The 22,265-nt window shown below is 36.4% G+C and carries 19 protein-coding genes; 15 read left to right on the forward strand and 4 right to left on the reverse strand.

The annotated features are described in order from the left end of the window. The first annotated feature begins 654 nt into the window (after positions 1–654). The 6 genes from ACN6MY_RS10940 to ACN6MY_RS10965 all read left to right on the forward strand — a co-directional run bounded on the left by ACN6MY_RS10940 (position 655) and on the right by ACN6MY_RS10965 (position 4,694). Positions 655–828, forward strand: coding sequence for a hypothetical protein (locus ACN6MY_RS10940; RefSeq protein WP_419883946.1), 174 nt, complete (start codon positions 655–657; stop codon positions 826–828). Between the two features lie 320 nt (positions 829–1,148). Then, positions 1,149–1,565, forward strand: coding sequence for a hypothetical protein (locus ACN6MY_RS10945; RefSeq protein WP_419883947.1), 417 nt, complete (start codon positions 1,149–1,151; stop codon positions 1,563–1,565). A gap of 905 nt (positions 1,566–2,470) precedes the next feature. Then, positions 2,471–3,034 carry a GNAT family N-acetyltransferase gene (locus ACN6MY_RS10950; RefSeq protein ID WP_419883948.1) on the forward strand — a complete coding sequence of 188 codons (564 nt, stop codon included), beginning with the start codon at positions 2,471–2,473 and terminating at the stop codon, positions 3,032–3,034. Between the two features lie 278 nt (positions 3,035–3,312). Beyond that, on the forward strand, positions 3,313–3,648 hold the full coding sequence (locus ACN6MY_RS10955) for a hypothetical protein (RefSeq protein WP_419883949.1): 336 nt from the start codon (positions 3,313–3,315) through the stop codon (positions 3,646–3,648). A 168-nt stretch (positions 3,649–3,816) separates the two neighbouring features. Continuing rightward, complete coding sequence (locus ACN6MY_RS10960) at positions 3,817–4,179, forward strand: hypothetical protein (protein WP_419883950.1); 363 nt, start codon at positions 3,817–3,819, stop codon at positions 4,177–4,179. 188 nt (positions 4,180–4,367) lie between these two features. Continuing rightward, the gene (locus tag ACN6MY_RS10965) at positions 4,368–4,694 is read left to right on the forward strand and encodes a hypothetical protein (protein ID WP_419883951.1); all 327 of its coding nucleotides are present in this window, start codon (positions 4,368–4,370) and stop codon (positions 4,692–4,694) included. 157 nt (positions 4,695–4,851) lie between these two features. On the opposite strand, the gene ACN6MY_RS10970 is transcribed toward ACN6MY_RS10965, so the two are convergent. Next, the gene (locus ACN6MY_RS10970; protein ID WP_419880509.1) at positions 4,852–6,090 is read right to left on the reverse strand and encodes an IS110 family transposase; all 1,239 of its coding nucleotides are present in this window, start codon (positions 6,088–6,090) and stop codon (positions 4,852–4,854) included. A 799-nt stretch (positions 6,091–6,889) separates the two neighbouring features. On the opposite strand from ACN6MY_RS10970, the gene ltrA (ACN6MY_RS10975) reads away from it, so the two are divergent. Both ltrA (ACN6MY_RS10975) and ACN6MY_RS10980 read left to right on the forward strand, forming a co-directional pair. After that, the gene (gene ltrA / locus ACN6MY_RS10975) at positions 6,890–8,164 is read left to right on the forward strand and encodes a group II intron reverse transcriptase/maturase (RefSeq protein ID WP_419883952.1); all 1,275 of its coding nucleotides are present in this window, start codon (positions 6,890–6,892) and stop codon (positions 8,162–8,164) included. Between the two features lie 183 nt (positions 8,165–8,347). Further along, positions 8,348–8,857 carry an N-acetyltransferase family protein gene (locus tag ACN6MY_RS10980; RefSeq protein WP_419883953.1) on the forward strand — a complete coding sequence of 170 codons (510 nt, stop codon included), beginning with the start codon at positions 8,348–8,350 and terminating at the stop codon, positions 8,855–8,857. Positions 8,858–9,049: 192 nt separating this feature from the next. On the opposite strand, the gene ACN6MY_RS10985 is transcribed toward ACN6MY_RS10980, so the two are convergent. Further along, complete coding sequence (locus ACN6MY_RS10985) at positions 9,050–10,288, reverse strand: IS110 family transposase (protein WP_419880509.1); 1,239 nt, start codon at positions 10,286–10,288, stop codon at positions 9,050–9,052. A gap of 799 nt (positions 10,289–11,087) precedes the next feature. Between ACN6MY_RS10985 and ltrA (ACN6MY_RS10990) the strand changes: the two genes are divergently transcribed. Beyond that, positions 11,088–12,362 (forward strand): group II intron reverse transcriptase/maturase, encoded by a 1,275-nt coding sequence (ltrA, locus tag ACN6MY_RS10990; protein ID WP_419883952.1) that lies wholly within the window; start codon positions 11,088–11,090, stop codon positions 12,360–12,362. Positions 12,363–12,545: 183 nt separating this feature from the next. Then, positions 12,546–13,055 (forward strand): N-acetyltransferase family protein, encoded by a 510-nt coding sequence (locus tag ACN6MY_RS10995; RefSeq protein WP_419883953.1) that lies wholly within the window; start codon positions 12,546–12,548, stop codon positions 13,053–13,055. A gap of 192 nt (positions 13,056–13,247) precedes the next feature. On the opposite strand, the gene ACN6MY_RS11000 is transcribed toward ACN6MY_RS10995, so the two are convergent. Beyond that, the gene (locus ACN6MY_RS11000; RefSeq protein WP_419880509.1) at positions 13,248–14,486 is read right to left on the reverse strand and encodes an IS110 family transposase; all 1,239 of its coding nucleotides are present in this window, start codon (positions 14,484–14,486) and stop codon (positions 13,248–13,250) included. A 495-nt stretch (positions 14,487–14,981) separates the two neighbouring features. Between ACN6MY_RS11000 and ACN6MY_RS11005 the strand changes: the two genes are divergently transcribed. The 3 genes from ACN6MY_RS11005 (at position 14,982) to ACN6MY_RS11015 (ending at position 17,827) form a co-directional block, all read left to right on the forward strand. After that, complete coding sequence (locus ACN6MY_RS11005; RefSeq protein WP_419883954.1) at positions 14,982–15,860, forward strand: serine/threonine protein kinase; 879 nt, start codon at positions 14,982–14,984, stop codon at positions 15,858–15,860. A gap of 100 nt (positions 15,861–15,960) precedes the next feature. After that, on the forward strand, positions 15,961–16,800 hold the full coding sequence (locus tag ACN6MY_RS11010; RefSeq protein WP_419883955.1) for a DUF5677 domain-containing protein: 840 nt from the start codon (positions 15,961–15,963) through the stop codon (positions 16,798–16,800). A 358-nt stretch (positions 16,801–17,158) separates the two neighbouring features. Beyond that, a complete protein-coding gene (locus ACN6MY_RS11015) occupies positions 17,159–17,827 on the forward strand; it encodes a hypothetical protein (protein ID WP_419883956.1) in 669 nt (222 codons plus the stop codon). Positions 17,828–18,476: 649 nt separating this feature from the next. Here the strand turns inward: ACN6MY_RS11015 and ACN6MY_RS11020 are convergent. Beyond that, complete coding sequence (locus ACN6MY_RS11020) at positions 18,477–18,677, reverse strand: hypothetical protein (RefSeq protein WP_419883957.1); 201 nt, start codon at positions 18,675–18,677, stop codon at positions 18,477–18,479. A gap of 866 nt (positions 18,678–19,543) precedes the next feature. On the opposite strand from ACN6MY_RS11020, the gene ACN6MY_RS11025 reads away from it, so the two are divergent. Beyond that, a complete protein-coding gene (locus tag ACN6MY_RS11025; protein WP_419883958.1) occupies positions 19,544–21,016 on the forward strand; it encodes an HNH endonuclease in 1,473 nt (490 codons plus the stop codon). Between the two features lie 658 nt (positions 21,017–21,674). Next, a complete protein-coding gene (locus ACN6MY_RS11030; RefSeq protein ID WP_419883959.1) occupies positions 21,675–22,238 on the forward strand; it encodes a recombinase family protein in 564 nt (187 codons plus the stop codon). The last annotated feature ends 27 nt before the right edge of the window (positions 22,239–22,265 follow it).

Here is a 22,265-nt window from a genome sequence, read left to right on the forward strand (position 1 = left end):
TGAACTCACTGTAAAGATGATAGAAAGCCTCCGTGCGCAACAGGGACTAGTCATTAAAACAGATACTACTGATTTATGGATTATTTGATTCTTCGATATAATCCTGCAGTTCCGAAAGGAACTGTCTAACCTTTACCTGAGTAATGTGACCATTCTCAAATTTAAGCTATAAACATTTCGCACAACTAAACTGCTCCGTTTGCTTAAGTACATTCTTTCACAGTCGATATTACTTACAATTACAACACTCTACCGCTACCGTGTTGTATATACTCTCCATACATGCCTATTGTCGCTCATTATTGCTCGTGATGGCGTTTTATTTGTGTCAAATCTAAGGTCGTTACGTAAGCCTGTTGTGGAGTTTATATGTTGGGTAATACTGAAACCACACTCATCCACACACACACGATCGATAATTGTTCGACACGACTCAAATAATCAGCATATTGAAGTCTATTAGGTGACTGACTGTATCAATAATATTCTAATGAAGTTAGAGTGTTAGCTGAATTGAAATAAGTCTAACCTTCATTCAGTTGAATAGGATTTATCTTACTGTTTTCGAGACGAATGTAAACTAATACATAAAAAGAATTATGATGTTTGAAAAAGCCGAGAAAACAAGGAAAATCACACAAAGGGGATAACTTTTTGGATGCTAAGTTAATAATAGCGATTATAGCTTCAATATTTGGTGTATCGGGATGGGCAACTTTTTTCTATAATCACATCACTCATGTGCATTCACACCCAAAGATTACACTAACGTATATCGGCATCAATAAAGAAGAGACAGATAATGAACTAGATAACTTTAGTTTATAAGAGACTCCACCATCCAAGGAGTCTCTTTTTTTTATGTTGAAGATAGGGAGGCGTATTTTCCACACTTTTGCACGCTTCAAATGGGGGATAGACCCTGTGTACCCTCAGCCACACGTCCCAGATGATGCAAAACGAGAAAAGTATAAACAGCACCAGTTGAGAATTGGAAAATAACCAATTATGCCATGCCATTAATAAAACTCGTCTATTATTAATTGTTATAATAAGCTATATATATCGTGAAAGAATGTACTTAAGCTAACGGGGCAGTTTAGTGGAAGATTGAAAAATATAAATTTTAGAGAGGGGTGGTTGGATAAATGAACAAAGAAATAGAAGAAATCATTGTTAAATCTTTCTTTGAAAAAAGAATACAACAAAGAGTGCTATTCGAATTAACGTCCCCTAAAAAACGAGATAATGCATTAAATAGATTGAACCACAATTATCTAGTTACTTTTCGCAAGGAACTTATGATTGAAATTCCCAAACCAAATTCAGACCCAGATGATATAGAAAAAATAATGAAAAAGCAAGGAGCCGGTAATAGCTGCTATGTAATGTCTCGTAATTCTAGTTTTGATGGGAAAGAGCTGCCTACATCGACTGCAATAGAACAATTAATTTGGTATCAAGCGGCTTCAATTATATCCTTTATACCTGGAAAATTAGCATATTTTCAAGCTGAATTGGATTACGGATTTCTCCCTAGATTTATTTTAAAAAAGCCATTATAAAGGTAATCATTTTATTTATCATTTGATGACTTAGTAAGGGCAAGAACAGCTTATGCTATTCTTTTTTAACTTCTGATAGTAAGTTTGTGAAATATTGTACTTAAACAAACGGGTGCTTGTGCGGCCGAGCCTAGGTCGTATCATATAGCGGGTGGGATTCCCGTCGAGAAAGAACTAGCCATTCACTCGTAGCGAGTCTTGGAGGGCTACTGGCAACATTAGCCTTTAAGCGTAGACAGTTAGATGGCGGGCCGAAAGCCATATGGTTGAAGGGATTGAGCTCCATAATGTTAGTAAATCGAGAGGGCTGATGCCTTAAGCACAGCAGAAAGCTACATTTTATCCGTCGTTAAAGGCAAGAAGGATAAAACCTCTCTGGAGTCAGAGACCTTGGCACGTCAGACATTGATATGATATGGCAACTCGGGAGACCCTACCGGTCTCTTCTTATAGAAGAGTATGGTGTACAAGTGATAATAAGCAAGGAAACCAAATGCCGTTGTAGGGGGTCGGATAGCAGCGTAGTACCAATGAAGTTGGGTAATGCCGATGGAGGAAAGGCTGCTACCAAGTTATCACCCTTACTAGGGACACATTTACTACACACTGAGGTAGAAATTATAAATGTAAACTAAACTATTAAGGATAGCAAAAATTAACCTTTTGTGAATGATGATTTGGAGGAGCCGTGTGCGTAAATAGCGCAAGCACGGTTCTGTGAGGGGGGAGGAACACAATCTACCGTAAGGTAGAGAGGTTCCCTTCTACTCGACTACTTCAATAAGAGAGGTTGCTTAAGCAGCCTTTTTCTTATGGCACTAACGGGGAAGGATAGTTGAAGAAGGAAAATGAAAACAGAGAATCGAAATAAAATAAAAGCGGTATTTTTTTAAGGGTGGGAAGATATGAAAATAGAAGAATTTTTAAAACAAATGCCTGTTTTCGAAACAGCCCGTCTTGTATTGAGAAAGGTAAATTTAAACGACCTTGATGATATATTCGAGTTCTCATCAGACCCAAAAGTGGCACATCATATGACATGGGAGGTTAATAAATCAAAAGAGGAAACACTCAATAATTTTATTAATGTAGTCATGAAAAATTATGAGAAAGGCGAATCTGGGGACTTAGCAATAGTTTTAAAAGAAAGTGGAAAAGTAATCGGTACTTGTTCTTTTATTGATTGGTCTAATGAACATAGTAACGCAGAAATAGGTTATGTATTAAATCAAAATTACTGGGGTAAAGGGCTTGCAACTGAAGCTCTTCAAGAACTAATTAAATTTGGTTTTGAAAAAATTCAACTGAATCGAATTCAAGGCAGATGTGATATTGATAATATTGGTTCTGAAAAAGTAATGTTGAAGGTTGGAATGTGTTTCGAAGGTACCTTAAGAAAAAATGAATTTATTAAAGGTGAGTTTCGGGATACAAAGATATTTTCAATTTTGAATGAAGAATACGCTTAATAGTTACGGTTGTAAGCTAAGTAATCAGCAGCTGCTGTTGGTAGCTTTTTTATATTTCCAAGTAAACTTTGTGAACAAATGTACTTAAACAAACGGGTGCTTTAGTTCATTAACAGGGGTTGCTGCGGCAGCCTTTTTCTTATGGCACTAACGGGGCAGGATAGTGGAAAGGGAATATGGTTAAATGATATTTACCGAGGAAGATATGACTTCAAATAAAAACACTCCAAATTTTACTATAAATGGTGATACGCTCTAAAAAAGGAGGAAAATTCAGAATGGAATTCAAATTTGGGAACTTTGCTATTGTGCTACCCCCTTTACACATTACGATTATAGCAATAATTATTATTTTCTTTTTAGTAAAGTGGAGCAAGCAATTAGAAACAAGACGTTTTACGATTTTCTTTTACTTTCTAATAAGCACTTACATTGCTCCAATTTTTTCTCGCCATACAAAAGAAGGTGTCTTTCAGCTATGGATTCCGTTGGGCTTTATATTAGTTTTCTTATACTTGTATCGCAATAAAAGAAACCAACCATCTAAAATGAAAGCGTGTATTTTAGGACTTTGTATAGCATTATATCAGGTAATTCTTCAATATGTTAGGTAGTTTTTGGTATTCCACTAACGGGGGCAAGAGTTGAAGAAAGAGGATTGCTGCAGCGTTCCTTTTTTTGTTATTGTGCTAACGGGGCAGTTTAGTTAAAGAAGGATTTTCATTCTCCTTTGTAGAAGGTGAGTAATGTATGTGCATTTCTTTATGAAAGAAGGTTTTATTATGGAGTCTTATCCTTCTGAAATTGATTTCATTTCTCTATTTGAATGTCTTCCAGTAAAGAAAGATGATGATGAACTGTTCGAATATAATGAATCAACCTTCAGGTTCAAGGTTAATCAGCATAAATATGAGGTTATCGTTTGCCCGTTTTATAATCAATTTGGGTTATTAGTACAAGAGGGAAGTATGGTTATTGGAAGATATAATTTTCAAACGGTAAGTAAAATCGAAATACTTACCGATAAAAAGGATGAATCTTCTATACGGTTATTTTTAGATGATGATAGAGAAAGGTTTTTAATGATTGTAGAAATTACCTTCAAACCGAACTTTAAGATTGAAATAAAAGAAACGTTTGCTTGATTATATTTAAGAACTGGCTGCCCAAATCGGTAGCCTTTTTATTGAACTAAAGGAGCAGCATTCCTGTAATGAATGTTCTTAATGAACAAACGGGGCAGTTTTATTTAATAAGAGGTGTCATATTATTTAACTATATTCGTCTAATCTATATTCTTACAATATGTATCAAAATGAAGGGGGTAAAAATATTGAAATACATTTTAGTTGGATTTTTAGCTTTTATATTATTGTCTTCAGGCTGCTCTCCAAGAACTGAATCTGAATCCTATGCCGCAACGATGAGAATAAATGGGAATTACTACGATGCAGTAGAAAATGAAAGTCAAGAAAGCTATACGATAGACAAAGAAATTGGGAAGATAGAAAAGAAAGTTCCGCCAACAGAGTCTCGCCTAAAAGAAGATTTTGTGTCTAACTATTTGGATGAAGGTACGGTTATTTATGCTTCTAAAGAAGATAAAGATGTTTTTCTCGTAAAGAAGGAAGGTGTTTATCAGATTTTTAAAAGGCGTTAATCCTATCGGTCTTGTTCAACTAAACCAGCTAATAGTTTGTCAACATTTTTCAATAAAAAGTTTAATAACCTCATGATATACTAAAAATGTTCATGCCAAATAACCTTCCTTTATGCTCTTATTGGAAGGTTTTGACGTATTTAGTTAGAGATAGGTTTTAAAACATATCTTGGAAAGTGGATCTACTTTTTAATAATGCGTAAATCCAATGTAAGAGCTTATTTGCACAGGCAATGATTGCTACTCTGAAGGGTTTTCCTTCTTCTCGTTTCTTGTCGTAAAACTCTCGTAGTCTTCTATTCCGTGGAATGATTTCATCAGTCGTTTTCTTTTTACGGGCATCCCGAATACCACTTTGAACAGCCATATACAGGGCATGGCGAAGTCTACATGAGCCACGTTTGGTAATTCGATTTACGGATGCAGTAAACTTTCCAGAAGAGTACACACTAGGATCTATTCCAGCGAATGCAACTAACTTCTTGGCATCATTAAACCGATCTATCTCTCCGATTTCAGAAATAATCGTTCCAGCGATTTTTTCTCCAATACCAGGGATAGATTGTAGGATCTCATATTCTTCAATTCCCTTAGCGAGAGCATCTATTTCATCCGCAATCTTGGATAGATGCTCTTGGTATTGAAGAACAATCTTAACTAAGATCTCAAGGTTAAAGATATGACTTTGGTAGAGATTGTCTTGAAAAGGATTACGAAGGGCTGCTTCTCGCAACTTCTGTGCCTTTTCCTTTGCCCAAGACTCCGAACGACTTGTACATAATGAAGCTATTTTATCCGTTAACTCTTTATCACTCACACTTAATACTGCCTTTGAAGTAGGGAATGCTAGTAAAGTAAGCAACGATACCTTTGAATAGAGGCTTCCAAACACCCCTCGATACTCAGGAAATACCTGATCGATCAGAGAATGCAGCTGTAACTTTGTTTTCGCTGATATTTCTGCAATACTCTCTTGTTGTCTTGTTAGATTACGAAGGTTTAAGAGTTGAATTCCACGCTTCTTGTAAGGCTCTAACTCCTCTTTGTAATACAGTTCACAAAGGTGATAAGCATCAATTGCATCTGTTTTCACCTTTCGTAGGCTTGAGCTCTTAGCTCTGTGTGAGATAAGAGGATTAACAATAATAAAAACATATTTTTGTTCCTCTAAAAACTGAATAACGGGAGTATGGTAGTGCCCAGTTGATTCTAAAACAACCGAAGGTTGATAACCGCCAGCTGCTCTCTCCACCTCATGAAGGAATTCTAATAAACTCCCTAAACCTTCAAGATCGTGTTTAATACTAAAGCTCTTACGATATGGTTTACCCTTATCTAAAAATGCCTGTACCTGACTTTCTCCTTTTGATACGTCCAGACCAATGACTGGATTCATACTTTATCTCCTCCTAGAAATACAATATTAGTCGGTATCCCCTAAGGCTTCTTGTAATGTCATAGGTTCGCTTGTTAAACGGGATCGTTGTCCCAACCAGCCTGAAACATGCTTATACAAGTAGGGGGTGAACAGTTTAGCTGACGGGATTAAATCCCACGGGTGCGACGTTCTACCCCGACTACCGTTATATTAAGACCATATGAAAAAAGGTCAACCAGAAAAATCTGGCTAACCTTATATTACGAACGGGTGCTTCACTTCAATAAGGGAGGTTGCTTAAGCAACCTTTTTCTTAGTGTGCCAGGCATGGCAACTATCTAGGTGGTGAAAGTCCACTGTGGGGGTACACATCGACCAACCACTAAGGAAGCGCAAGGTACTTATCGTGAGGTAAGGGCTGGAGGAAGCGTGGAATAAAATCTTGACTCGACGAACAGAAATCTGATACTAAGGCTCTATAAAGGGATTAGACTCCTAAGCAAGTTAAAGTCCAAAAGATGTGCGTAACTTTGTAGAGTAAATCAGGCGAGTAAAAGAGGAAAGATAGTTGTCTTACCCTGGGAGGTCTTGCGGATGTACAGAAGTACAGTCGAAAAAGGTTAGTCGCAAGAAGTCAGCAGAAGCCATAGTAGTGAAATTATTTCATGAAGGGCTGAACAATTTATAGTGTTTCAACACCACGAATGCGTGAGTGACGAAAACTCCGAATGTGTTAATGGTAAAAGTATGAGCGTATCTCAAAGGATAACCAAGAGGGAGCTATCACTTACTACGTGAGAGGGAAGGAGAAACGAGTGTGGAACTTTTAGAACAGATTCTAAGAAATCAAAATATGAATGAAGCCTACTTACGTGTCTATAAAAATAAAGGTACAAGTGGGATCGATGGAGTGACAGTCGACGAACTAAAGCAATATCTGAAAGAGAATAAGGATGAACTGCGTCAGCGCATCAGAACAAGAAAATACCAACCACAAGCTGCCTTAAGAGTGGAAATCCCAAAAGAAAACGGAAAGATGCGCAAATTGGGAATACCAACAGTAGTGGACAGAGTCGTTCAACAAGCCATTCATCAAGTTCTCAGCCCGATATTTGAAGAACAGTTCAGCGAATTCAGTTACGGTTTCAGACCAAAAAGAAGTTGTGAGATGGCGATAATGAAAAGCCTGGAATTTCTGAATGACGGTCAAGATTGGGTAGTCGACATTGACCTTGAAAGATTCTTCGATACCGTCCATCACGATAAACTCATGCGAATTATCTCCAACACAATAAAAGACGGAGATGTCATCTCGCTAATCAGAAAATACTTAGTCAGTGGAGTCATGGTGAATGGAAAATATGAAGACACACCTGTCGGTACTCCGCAAGGAGGAAACCTCAGTCCACTATTGAGTAATATTATGTTAAATGAACTCGATAAGGAACTAGAGATAAGAGGACTGAGGTTCGTGAGATACGCTGATGATGCCCTTATCTTTGTGAAAAGTGAAAAAGCAGCGAACCGAATAATGAACTCAATTGTGAGATTTATTGAAGAGGAATTAGGTCTTATAGTCAACGTAGAGAAGAGTAGAATCTCACGTCCAAAAGAATTAAAATTCTTAGGATTTGGCTATTACTACGACATTACTAACAAGAGATATCAAGCGAAACCTCATCCAAGTTCGGTACAGAAGTTTCAAAGGAAGCTTCGACGACTGACAAAACGGAGCTGGAGTGTTTCACTAGACTACCGAATATTGAAACTGAAACAAGTGATACTTGGATGGGTAAACTACTTCAGAGTGGCAAACATGAAAAAGGTGACTGAACGAATAGACCAAAAGCTTCGCTCTAGAATTAGGGTCATCATCTGGAAGCAATGGAAAGTAACGAAGAAACAAATCAAATCGCTTATTCAACTAGGGATTCCGGAGGAAGAAGCGAAAGGATTAACATACTGTCGAAAAGGTTACCGATTCATAGGATTATCAAAAGTCGTCCAAAGAGCAATCTCAAACAAAAGACTAAAGCAGAGGGGAGTCCCCTCTGCTTTAGAACATTATCTAAAAGTACACACTGTGATATAAATTGAAACGCCGTATACGCGAACCGTACGTACGGTGTTGTGAGAGGGGCGAAAATAAATGACTTATTTTCCCTCTACTCGATTGGCACTAACGGGCAGGTTAGCTTAATAAGAAAAAGTACACTTAACGAAACACATTTGTACTTTCGTTGGTATACTTAAAAAAAGGGTAGGGGATGGTTGAGTGATAAGGTTAGCGAAAGAATTTGATGCGGAAGCAATTATTGGTATTAGAAAAGAAATTATTTTATCAAAAACTACATCCAAATTTTTTGTATCTTCTCCAAATGAGATACCGAGTAACGTTAATAAGGAAAGAGAAAAAATACGGAAAAGTTTTGAGAAAAGCAATCTTTATATAGTTTTTGAAGTAGAAGGGAATGTGGTCGGCTTTCTGGTCTTCAACCGTTACGAACACGAACGCTTAAAACACGCTGGGTCATTGGGAATGGGGATTAGAGAAGAGTATACCAATCAAGGTATTGGTACCAAACTAATTGAATTTCTTTTTAGTTGGGCTAAAAAACAGAAAAGTATAGAAAAGATTTGCTTAGGAGTAGTTTCAGTCAATGAAAGAGCCATTAAAGTATATAGGCGTTTAGGTTTTGTAGAAGAAGGCAGACAAAAAAATCAAATTAAATATGAAGATGGTTCATATGGGGATGACATATTAATGGCTTATTATCTTAATTAAAAATCAATCTACTTTATTATTTTGAATGCAATATTGTGAAGAATTGTACTTAAAGTAAACCAGCTAATAGTTTGTCAACATTTTTCAATAAAAAGTTTAATAACCTCATGATATACTAAAAATGTTCATGCCAAATAACCTTCCTTTATGCTCTTATTGGAAGGTTTTGACGTATTTAGTTAGAGATAGGTTTTAAAACATATCTTGGAAAGTGGATCTACTTTTTAATAATGCGTAAATCCAATGTAAGAGCTTATTTGCACAGGCAATGATTGCTACTCTGAAGGGTTTTCCTTCTTCTCGTTTCTTGTCGTAAAACTCTCGTAGTCTTCTATTCCGTGGAATGATTTCATCAGTCGTTTTCTTTTTACGGGCATCCCGAATACCACTTTGAACAGCCATATACAGGGCATGGCGAAGTCTACATGAGCCACGTTTGGTAATTCGATTTACGGATGCAGTAAACTTTCCAGAAGAGTACACACTAGGATCTATTCCAGCGAATGCAACTAACTTCTTGGCATCATTAAACCGATCTATCTCTCCGATTTCAGAAATAATCGTTCCAGCGATTTTTTCTCCAATACCAGGGATAGATTGTAGGATCTCATATTCTTCAATTCCCTTAGCGAGAGCATCTATTTCATCCGCAATCTTGGATAGATGCTCTTGGTATTGAAGAACAATCTTAACTAAGATCTCAAGGTTAAAGATATGACTTTGGTAGAGATTGTCTTGAAAAGGATTACGAAGGGCTGCTTCTCGCAACTTCTGTGCCTTTTCCTTTGCCCAAGACTCCGAACGACTTGTACATAATGAAGCTATTTTATCCGTTAACTCTTTATCACTCACACTTAATACTGCCTTTGAAGTAGGGAATGCTAGTAAAGTAAGCAACGATACCTTTGAATAGAGGCTTCCAAACACCCCTCGATACTCAGGAAATACCTGATCGATCAGAGAATGCAGCTGTAACTTTGTTTTCGCTGATATTTCTGCAATACTCTCTTGTTGTCTTGTTAGATTACGAAGGTTTAAGAGTTGAATTCCACGCTTCTTGTAAGGCTCTAACTCCTCTTTGTAATACAGTTCACAAAGGTGATAAGCATCAATTGCATCTGTTTTCACCTTTCGTAGGCTTGAGCTCTTAGCTCTGTGTGAGATAAGAGGATTAACAATAATAAAAACATATTTTTGTTCCTCTAAAAACTGAATAACGGGAGTATGGTAGTGCCCAGTTGATTCTAAAACAACCGAAGGTTGATAACCGCCAGCTGCTCTCTCCACCTCATGAAGGAATTCTAATAAACTCCCTAAACCTTCAAGATCGTGTTTAATACTAAAGCTCTTACGATATGGTTTACCCTTATCTAAAAATGCCTGTACCTGACTTTCTCCTTTTGATACGTCCAGACCAATGACTGGATTCATACTTTATCTCCTCCTAGAAATACAATATTAGTCGGTATCCCCTAAGGCTTCTTGTAATGTCATAGGTTCGCTTGTTAAACGGGATCGTTGTCCCAACCAGCCTGAAACATGCTTATACAAGTAGGGGGTGAACAGTTTAGCTGACGGGATTAAATCCCACGGGTGCGACGTTCTACCCCGACTACCGTTATATTAAGACCATATGAAAAAAGGTCAACCAGAAAAATCTGGCTAACCTTATATTACGAACGGGTGCTTCACTTCAATAAGGGAGGTTGCTTAAGCAACCTTTTTCTTAGTGTGCCAGGCATGGCAACTATCTAGGTGGTGAAAGTCCACTGTGGGGGTACACATCGACCAACCACTAAGGAAGCGCAAGGTACTTATCGTGAGGTAAGGGCTGGAGGAAGCGTGGAATAAAATCTTGACTCGACGAACAGAAATCTGATACTAAGGCTCTATAAAGGGATTAGACTCCTAAGCAAGTTAAAGTCCAAAAGATGTGCGTAACTTTGTAGAGTAAATCAGGCGAGTAAAAGAGGAAAGATAGTTGTCTTACCCTGGGAGGTCTTGCGGATGTACAGAAGTACAGTCGAAAAAGGTTAGTCGCAAGAAGTCAGCAGAAGCCATAGTAGTGAAATTATTTCATGAAGGGCTGAACAATTTATAGTGTTTCAACACCACGAATGCGTGAGTGACGAAAACTCCGAATGTGTTAATGGTAAAAGTATGAGCGTATCTCAAAGGATAACCAAGAGGGAGCTATCACTTACTACGTGAGAGGGAAGGAGAAACGAGTGTGGAACTTTTAGAACAGATTCTAAGAAATCAAAATATGAATGAAGCCTACTTACGTGTCTATAAAAATAAAGGTACAAGTGGGATCGATGGAGTGACAGTCGACGAACTAAAGCAATATCTGAAAGAGAATAAGGATGAACTGCGTCAGCGCATCAGAACAAGAAAATACCAACCACAAGCTGCCTTAAGAGTGGAAATCCCAAAAGAAAACGGAAAGATGCGCAAATTGGGAATACCAACAGTAGTGGACAGAGTCGTTCAACAAGCCATTCATCAAGTTCTCAGCCCGATATTTGAAGAACAGTTCAGCGAATTCAGTTACGGTTTCAGACCAAAAAGAAGTTGTGAGATGGCGATAATGAAAAGCCTGGAATTTCTGAATGACGGTCAAGATTGGGTAGTCGACATTGACCTTGAAAGATTCTTCGATACCGTCCATCACGATAAACTCATGCGAATTATCTCCAACACAATAAAAGACGGAGATGTCATCTCGCTAATCAGAAAATACTTAGTCAGTGGAGTCATGGTGAATGGAAAATATGAAGACACACCTGTCGGTACTCCGCAAGGAGGAAACCTCAGTCCACTATTGAGTAATATTATGTTAAATGAACTCGATAAGGAACTAGAGATAAGAGGACTGAGGTTCGTGAGATACGCTGATGATGCCCTTATCTTTGTGAAAAGTGAAAAAGCAGCGAACCGAATAATGAACTCAATTGTGAGATTTATTGAAGAGGAATTAGGTCTTATAGTCAACGTAGAGAAGAGTAGAATCTCACGTCCAAAAGAATTAAAATTCTTAGGATTTGGCTATTACTACGACATTACTAACAAGAGATATCAAGCGAAACCTCATCCAAGTTCGGTACAGAAGTTTCAAAGGAAGCTTCGACGACTGACAAAACGGAGCTGGAGTGTTTCACTAGACTACCGAATATTGAAACTGAAACAAGTGATACTTGGATGGGTAAACTACTTCAGAGTGGCAAACATGAAAAAGGTGACTGAACGAATAGACCAAAAGCTTCGCTCTAGAATTAGGGTCATCATCTGGAAGCAATGGAAAGTAACGAAGAAACAAATCAAATCGCTTATTCAACTAGGGATTCCGGAGGAAGAAGCGAAAGGATTAACATACTGTCGAAAAGGTTACCGATTCATAGGATTATCAAAAGTCGTCCAAAGAGCAATCTCAAACAAAAGACTAAAGCAGAGGGGAGTCCCCTCTGCTTTAGAACATTATCTAAAAGTACACACTGTGATATAAATTGAAACGCCGTATACGCGAACCGTACGTACGGTGTTGTGAGAGGGGCGAAAATAAATGACTTATTTTCCCTCTACTCGATTGGCACTAACGGGCAGGTTAGCTTAATAAGAAAAAGTACACTTAACGAAACACATTTGTACTTTCGTTGGTATACTTAAAAAAAGGGTAGGGGATGGTTGAGTGATAAGGTTAGCGAAAGAATTTGATGCGGAAGCAATTATTGGTATTAGAAAAGAAATTATTTTATCAAAAACTACATCCAAATTTTTTGTATCTTCTCCAAATGAGATACCGAGTAACGTTAATAAGGAAAGAGAAAAAATACGGAAAAGTTTTGAGAAAAGCAATCTTTATATAGTTTTTGAAGTAGAAGGGAATGTGGTCGGCTTTCTGGTCTTCAACCGTTACGAACACGAACGCTTAAAACACGCTGGGTCATTGGGAATGGGGATTAGAGAAGAGTATACCAATCAAGGTATTGGTACCAAACTAATTGAATTTCTTTTTAGTTGGGCTAAAAAACAGAAAAGTATAGAAAAGATTTGCTTAGGAGTAGTTTCAGTCAATGAAAGAGCCATTAAAGTATATAGGCGTTTAGGTTTTGTAGAAGAAGGCAGACAAAAAAATCAAATTAAATATGAAGATGGTTCATATGGGGATGACATATTAATGGCTTATTATCTTAATTAAAAATCAATCTACTTTATTATTTTGAATGCAATATTGTGAAGAATTGTACTTAAAGTAAACCAGCTAATAGTTTGTCAACATTTTTCAATAAAAAGTTTAATAACCTCATGATATACTAAAAATGTTCATGCCAAATAACCTTCCTTTATGCTCTTATTGGAAGGTTTTGACGTATTTAGTTAGAGATAGGTTTTAAAACATATCTTGGAAAGTGGATCTACTTTTTAATAATGCGTAAATCCAATGTAAGAGCTTATTTGCACAGGCAATGATTGCTACTCTGAAGGGTTTTCCTTCTTCTCGTTTCTTGTCGTAAAACTCTCGTAGTCTTCTATTCCGTGGAATGATTTCATCAGTCGTTTTCTTTTTACGGGCATCCCGAATACCACTTTGAACAGCCATATACAGGGCATGGCGAAGTCTACATGAGCCACGTTTGGTAATTCGATTTACGGATGCAGTAAACTTTCCAGAAGAGTACACACTAGGATCTATTCCAGCGAATGCAACTAACTTCTTGGCATCATTAAACCGATCTATCTCTCCGATTTCAGAAATAATCGTTCCAGCGATTTTTTCTCCAATACCAGGGATAGATTGTAGGATCTCATATTCTTCAATTCCCTTAGCGAGAGCATCTATTTCATCCGCAATCTTGGATAGATGCTCTTGGTATTGAAGAACAATCTTAACTAAGATCTCAAGGTTAAAGATATGACTTTGGTAGAGATTGTCTTGAAAAGGATTACGAAGGGCTGCTTCTCGCAACTTCTGTGCCTTTTCCTTTGCCCAAGACTCCGAACGACTTGTACATAATGAAGCTATTTTATCCGTTAACTCTTTATCACTCACACTTAATACTGCCTTTGAAGTAGGGAATGCTAGTAAAGTAAGCAACGATACCTTTGAATAGAGGCTTCCAAACACCCCTCGATACTCAGGAAATACCTGATCGATCAGAGAATGCAGCTGTAACTTTGTTTTCGCTGATATTTCTGCAATACTCTCTTGTTGTCTTGTTAGATTACGAAGGTTTAAGAGTTGAATTCCACGCTTCTTGTAAGGCTCTAACTCCTCTTTGTAATACAGTTCACAAAGGTGATAAGCATCAATTGCATCTGTTTTCACCTTTCGTAGGCTTGAGCTCTTAGCTCTGTGTGAGATAAGAGGATTAACAATAATAAAAACATATTTTTGTTCCTCTAAAAACTGAATAACGGGAGTATGGTAGTGCCCAGTTGATTCTAAAACAACCGAAGGTTGATAACCGCCAGCTGCTCTCTCCACCTCATGAAGGAATTCTAATAAACTCCCTAAACCTTCAAGATCGTGTTTAATACTAAAGCTCTTACGATATGGTTTACCCTTATCTAAAAATGCCTGTACCTGACTTTCTCCTTTTGATACGTCCAGACCAATGACTGGATTCATACTTTATCTCCTCCTAGAAATACAATATTAGTCGGTATCCCCTAAGGCTTCTTGTAATGTCATAGGTTCGCTTGTTAAACGGGATCGTTGTCCCAACCAGCCTGAAACATGCTTATACAAGTAGGGGGTGAACAGTTTAGCTGACGGGATTAAATCCCACGGGTGCGACGTTCTACCCCGACTACCGTTATATTAAGACCATATGAAAAAAGGTCAACCAGAAAAATCTGGCTAACCTTATATTACGAACGGGTGCTTAAGTTGAACAAGGGGTGTTATGAATAAGTGCAGAAAGGGGATGACTCAGATAAAGTTATCCCCTTTTTTATCTTGGAGCTAATGTCTGAACATAGGGGGAGAGTTCAAGACACAGCTGCACAGCAATTAATAATACTGTGATTTTAATAAGTTTGTGAAAGAAAAGAATCTAATGATAAAAAAGAGGATTCTTCAATAAGGTTCATGAATTAGATGAATAATAATTGGAGGTCTTAGATGGCTAGAACGCAAGTAATCAATTTAGACAGTGTTTCATTTCAACTAAAAGAAAAACATGATTTTGAATGGCTTAGAAGTCTTGGCAAAGTGTTTTGCGTATTTGATGAACAAGACTCAGGAAATATCTGTTTCGGTATCGAAAAAGATGGTGTAAAACGTTTTGTAAAGTATGCGGGGGCAAAAACTTTAGAGTATTTGGGAGAGCCTGCTGATGCAGTAGCAAGATTGAAGAATTCAATTCCTGTATATGAACAGTTAAGGCATCAACATTTGATAACATTAGTTACCCATTTTCAAGTTGCTGAAGGATATGCACTAGTGTTTGATTGGTTTGATGGGGAATGCCTTCATTCTCATTGGTCTTTTCCTCCACCCCAGAAATATACACACCCCGATTCTCCATTTTTTCGATATAAACAATTGCCTATTGAATATCGATTAGAATCACTGAAATGTATTTTAGAATTCCATGTATATGTGGGGAGTCAAAATTATGTAGCAATTGATTTTTATGATGGTAGTATTTTATATGATTTTGAGAACAATCGAACAAAGATTTGTGATATTGATTTCTATAAGAAAAAACCATTTATTAATACTATGGGGAGATTATGGGGGTCTTCCAGATTTATGTCGCCCGAAGAGTTTGAATTTGGTGCTGAAATTGATGAACGAACTAACGTATTTAATATGGGTGCAATCGCATTTGGATTGCTAGGCGGGGAACTTGACCATTCAATTTTAAAATGGGATGCAGGTCAGGAACTTTACGAAGTAGCACTGAAGGCAGTTGAGAAAGATAGAAAAGATAGGTATTCAACGGTAGAAGAATTCTTCTTAGCGTGGGAATTAGCCTCCATAAAGTGTCTATCTTGAACCCATGTGTGTATAGGAAAGTACACAAGTGCGTTTCTGTAATAGGCAGAAACGCTTTTTGCAATGAATTCAAGATTACTACATATTAGGAGGATTAGGCTTGAGTTTATTTGATGCAATTCTTAATACAGATATCGAAGATGCTTCTGGGAATCCGAACCTTAATTCATTGAGTAAAGCTATACAAGCTGGGCAACAAATTCTAGAATTGTCCGCTAGTAAAGAAAATCTAAAACATCATGATGTTATCATTATCTCGTTATATAGAAAGGTATTAGAGCAAGCAGATGGCTTATTTATTCTTCTAGATCATGATTCAAACAGTGCAGCCACCTCAACAATTAGAACATTGTACGAAACTTCTGTCGGTATGCAATTCATTTTTGAAAAAGAGAACTTACTGGCAAATCGAGCAGACGCATACTATGTTTCTTACATGCACGAACAATTGGCATGGGCAAAAGAAGCTATTAAATCTGACGAAATATCTGGTTTATACACGATAGAGGAACTGAAAGAAAAAATAGTAAAATTCAAGTCCTCTTTATCAAAAGAACCATTGAAATCAGTGAATAAAGTATGGCATAAAGAAAAAGCAAAGTTAGAAAGGAACAACAAACATTTTCCTCCCAAGTGGTATAGCCTCTTTGGAAGTGCAAGTAGTTTCACTCAATTAGCTTCAAGATTTAAAGGCACGCATCCTTTATTGTATTCTGGTTATTCATTAGAAACCCATGGATTTTCAGCACTCCAGAATATTGTAACTGACGAACAGACAAAGAAACAATTCCTTGCACCACTTAGGTATCATCATTCTGGATATGATACCTTTTGCTATCTTGGCAGAACTATTGTAAGTTTGTGTTCATCTTTGATGATAAATCGTTATTGCCCTGAGATTATACTTGAGTTTGAAGAATTCTTTGAAGCTAACCGCTAGAAAGTGAATATTTATAATGAAGGTAAGCACGATCGTTGATTTATGTTCCCTAAACTTCGGGAGCGCCAAACATCTCTCTCTTATTATCTATTCGTGTCTCTTTTTAAATTCGTCTCTCTTATTACAGTACCACGAAGTGTCATCTCAGCGACACTCTGTTCCAGTTGTGCGGAATGAAGTGTCATCTCAGCGACACTCTATTCCGAGGTCTGGAATGAAGTGTCTCAGTGGAGACACTCTGTTCCATGATGAGAAGATTCAAACGTACACTTCAAATTTGCAGAGTTAACTCTACTGTACTCACAATCTAGTGAAATTGACTAAATAAGAATAATAATTGTCTACTTGGAGGTTATGTATGGCTAAATTAAGTTTTTCACAATTGGTGTATATGGCTTTAATAACTGGTTTCATTACAGTTGTCTTTAACACCATATTTCAAGTTTTGAAGGATAAGTTTGATTGGTTTAGTAATGAAAAGAAATTTAAACGGGATTTTGCTTTTGATCAGTTGAAAGAACTTTATATTCCAGTGTATTCAATTGTGGCTCAATCTGAATTCATACGACGATTCAAGGGTCTTGATGATAAACCTTTTGATGAGTTCCCTTTTATTGAAATAAAGAAAACAAAAGAAAAGGTCGTAGTGAATCTTGAAGAAGGCGTTATTAGAAAAGAAACAGTGAATTTTTCAGATGTTATTACAGAGTTTAATAAAGAACAACTGTCCAACATGATTATTGATAAAGGTGCTTTTGCTTCACAAGAATTATTGAAACTGGCAGTGGCTTATAGGTTTGTACATAAACATTATACGGATGAAACTATTGATCGAGAGACTCTTGAAACGTTTCAAGTACAAGAAGTAGATCTCATGAACAAGATTGTAAGACTAATTGTTAGAGAGACAAATGAGAAGCTGGCGCAGTGTAAATTAAGCTATAACAAAGATGAAATTGATCTATCTACTATGTTGGTCGATTACGTGAAAACGGAAATAGAAGCAGATGGCTCTGAAGCACCTTAAATGGTCGCTAGAGCTTTTTTGTTTGGTGAATGAAATTGTGTACACGGGTTTAGAATGATGTGCCTAAAATTGATTCTGAGTGCCTGTAGGGGCAATTTACCTCCACAAATCACACATAACGGTGTAATTACATCGATACGAAAACGAACCGAGTTGAATGTTAGCGGTGCAAAAATGATCAGAAACACCCTTTTTTTCCTGCTTGTTTTTGATAAGAGTACCGAGGCGAATAAAAAGAAATATCGTTTTGCCTCGGCTTTAGGAAATGAAATGGTATCTATTGGGGTACTAGAAAGAGATAAAAATGGGGAAATGAGTTGTATGGCACTGATCTCTTGGTTGTTTCATTAGGTACAATTTCTGCAACGTATTTTGTGAAGCGGGTGAATAAGGGTTTGCATAGTCACATAAGGCGTAAAAATCAATTATGGAGCGTATCATAATCACTATTGACCTTTTGGAACGGCACCGATAACTTAAGAATATCTAATAACAAAGGAAAACTTGGAACAAACCATCCAATTGAAGAAAATGCGGTTGAACTAGTGAAGGAAATGCTTCGACATCCAAACTAAGTTAGGTGTTTTTTTTTGTGCATTCTTAAGATCAGAATAAATTTATGGCTTATCTTTTGGCATTTTGAAAAAACTCACTTTAATTGGTACACCCTATCCCACTTATTTTGACAGTCTGGACACTGCCATTTATGAATGCTATCCACTTTAACGCTTGTGATTCCAATTTTTCTTGTGAAATGACTTGTTCCATATGCCTTCTGTAATTCTTTGGGAATAGGTTCTCCTTGTAAAGCAGCATTACAGTAAGGGCAATACTCTTTACTATCATTCATACGATCACTCCTTGCATAGCTATTAATTAGGTTCTTTAATAATAACATGTGAAGTTAATGTTGTGAGTCTTGAAATGAAACAGCAGACACGCATAAAAACTGTCTATTAAATCATCGTTTTATAGACTATTTGGTGAGAGAGTATAAATTAGCATTTATGCTCTCTTTTTTTGTTTTATTTGTCTATAAACTCTTCTATTGTATAAAGTATATAAAACGTATGAGAAAATAGAAAGAGGTTAAATGATGAACAGGATTATTGGATATTGTCGTATGAGTACAGAAGAACAGAATTTAGATATGCAGGAACGAGCTATTCGAGAAAGGAAGAAATGGGAGAAGCTTTTCGAGGGTGGACAACCTGTTACAAGGGATCTAACTAAAAACAATCCACTTGAAGTGTTTCATAGGATTAGAGACGGTCAAAAGTGAGGAGAGGAGGCTCTTAACGCAGGCTCTCTTTTTTGTATATTGAATCAGGCGGTTGAAAAAGGGGGCAGTACTTATACCATTTAATTCTCAAACTAATAAAATCTGAATATTATTAGTTTGAGAATTTCACTATTTTACTTTTTTACTTCCAAGTATTTTGTAATATCAATTGTATCTTCTAAATCACAAAGTCTACTGTTCATCGCATTTTCTATTGCCTCATCTAACTCGTTATCTCTTAAACCTATGTTATAAAGAGCTTTTTGAACCTCTAAATATATATCCTCACTTATCTCAGAAGGAAGTTGACATACATTATCTAATAAGGAATATTGCTGGGAAAGGATGTACGTACCACAGCAAGTGAAATTTCGTTAAATTACACCTTCCAATATTAGGGTAAAAACCCTAAAATTATTAAAGGGGTGACAAAATTGTTTGATTTGGAAGAATATGAAATACTCATGTCTGGGTTTATGGAATTTGCTACTGAAAAGGCACAGTATCAACCAAGTACACTTACACGTTATAAAGTAATTCTTGACGATTATTTTCACAGTAATGTGATTGATAAAGTTGAAAGAAACAACTATAGTGAAATTTTTAGTCGTGAAAGACTTTCCTTATTAAGAAGGAAATCTAATAATGTGCGTCCCAGTTTGCTTCGATTTTTGTATTTTTTGTATGATGAAAAATTTATCGAAGAACTTGACTATTATCAGCTACAAAATAATGTAAAATCGACTTTTGGTTCTGAAGAACAAGAGAAAGAAGATAGCGTTGAGTTTTTGACACCTAACGAGATACGTACTTTGTTTAGTGATCAATTAACATATAAATATGAATATGAAGAAAAAATGTTGCCTTTGATTTGTTCTCTCTCTTTTTTTTATATGTTTAAGCAAGAAGATGTAATCAAACTTACACTATCAGATATAGTGTTGGAAAAGCAGCGAATAAGAAATGTTCGGCGAACAGAAGAAAATTCTGACTTAGTTGAATGGCTTTCATTAAACGATATAACGGTTAAGTATTTAAAAACATATTTGACTTATCGCCAAACACTTCTTTATCCAGACGATGCGTTATTGGTAATGGAAAATGAACCATTGGATAATAACAAGATAAACAAGTTGTTTAATTGCTTTGAGCGAAGAGATAACAAAGTGCTTTTTGGGAACAAGAAGGTACATCAAAGTTTACTTACTCGCAGTATGATGCTTTACATACTTATCTCCACTAATGGAATAGGTCTTTATCAAATCTTATTAGAACAAGAAATGAATACTGCCTTGGATCATGCGTTTAACGAATATTTATCGATAGTTCGTACTGAAAACAAGAACGAATTGTACGACCGTTATAACATTGAGGAAATCTTACCTAAGAAAAAAAGAGCAGTAGATGTCAATGTCGGCTTCTATTCAGAATTGAATGACGTTAACCAAAAGGATATAGGAGATTACGACATGAATAACAATAGAAACCTTGAAAATAGTAAATTAACAATTCAACGAATGGTTCGAGATAGTAAGATTAGTCGATATCTACGGAACCAGTATGATAATGAATGTCAATTGTGCGGTTATAGATTACGAAAATCTAACGGTGAGTATTATTCTGAGGCTCATCATATTCAACCGTATAACAAGGTTCATCGAGGAGACGATAATAGCAATAATCTAATTGTGTTGTGTCCGAATTGTCATACTCAATTCGATGATTTATATTATGTGATTCATCCAGAAACTCAAAAGGTGCATTGTATATTTGGAGAAGACGATCAGTACCATTTAGAGATGCTGGCAATGAAAGAAGGACATATTTTAAATAGTAAATACTTAGAATATACATGGAAGTTGTTTGAAGAAAAGAAAAGGACATTGGTAAGTAAGGTTGTTCTATAATGGGGGAAATAATTAACTTCACTTTTTTATGTTGTTAATATTTTTACTTGAACTTTCGGGTAGCGTTTCTGTAAAAGCAGGAACGCTTTTTTGTATTGTGTTAACTGCATTAGTGGGAAGAAAGTAAATCCATATAGTACTACACTACATCATACGCTTAGAATCTCGTCTATTTTGGTGATAAAGATGACTCCTTTCACTTTCTCTCGTACCTTATTCATCTTGAATTTGAAGAATTGAATAAAGGGCATTATGTAAGTTTCAAATGATTACTTGGTTGTGATACAGAAACTACACTCATCCACGTACACGCATTCGGTATTTGTTCGATACGACTCAAATAATGGGTATGTTTTAGTACGATAAAGTGATAAAACACGTAGTAATAAACTAATGTTGTTCGAGAGCAATGACCGATAACACGGATATAACTCATTAAGCGATATCAAGGAATAGATATCGCTGTTTTTTTCATGTTGTTTTGGAAGTTGTTTGTAAATCTAGAGCGTGCTTTAACTTTACAATTGTTAAACATCAGAAAGTTGTAAATCAGAAATTATAGCTCTTATTAATTTACGAATTGTAAATAAAGTCTTTGAACCTATTTTTACAATATGCTATTGTTGGTTTATAGATACATACGGAAGGAAAGTTGAACATGAACATAGCATATATCAGAGTATCAACAGTTGAACAGAATGAAGCAAGGCAAGTTAATGTGATGAAGCAGTACAGAATAGATAAGGTGTATCAAGAAAAGGTGTCTGCTAAGAATACAGATAGACCCAAGTTACAAGAGATGTTAGACTTTGCACGAGAAGGCGATACAATTTATGTTGCAGACTTTTCACGATTAGCACGATCCACAAAGGACTTGTTAGAGCTAGTTGAACTATTAGAATCAAAAGGAGTTCAATTAGTATCCATTAAAGAGAATATTGATACTTCAACCGCAACAGGTAGATTGATGCTAAAGATGATTAGTGCCATTAATGACTTTGAACGTGAAAACATGCTTGAAAGACAACGTGAAGGTATTGCTATAGCTAAAGTAGCAGGAAAGTACAAAGGACGAAAAGAAGTATCAATCCCAGACTTCGACAAACAATATCAAAGATACATGAATAGAGAAGTATCAAAATCTCAGCTTGCAATGGAATTGGGTGTTTCAAGACCAACACTAGATAAGTTAATCAAGGAGCATCAAAAAGTGAGAGTTTAAAGGGACTTCCTTAAGGGAGCCTTTTTC

Origin of the sequence: Peribacillus sp. B-H-3 (assembly GCF_048572925.1) — a bacterium.
In the GTDB taxonomy this organism is placed as follows: Bacteria; Bacillota; Bacilli; order Bacillales; family DSM-1321; genus Peribacillus.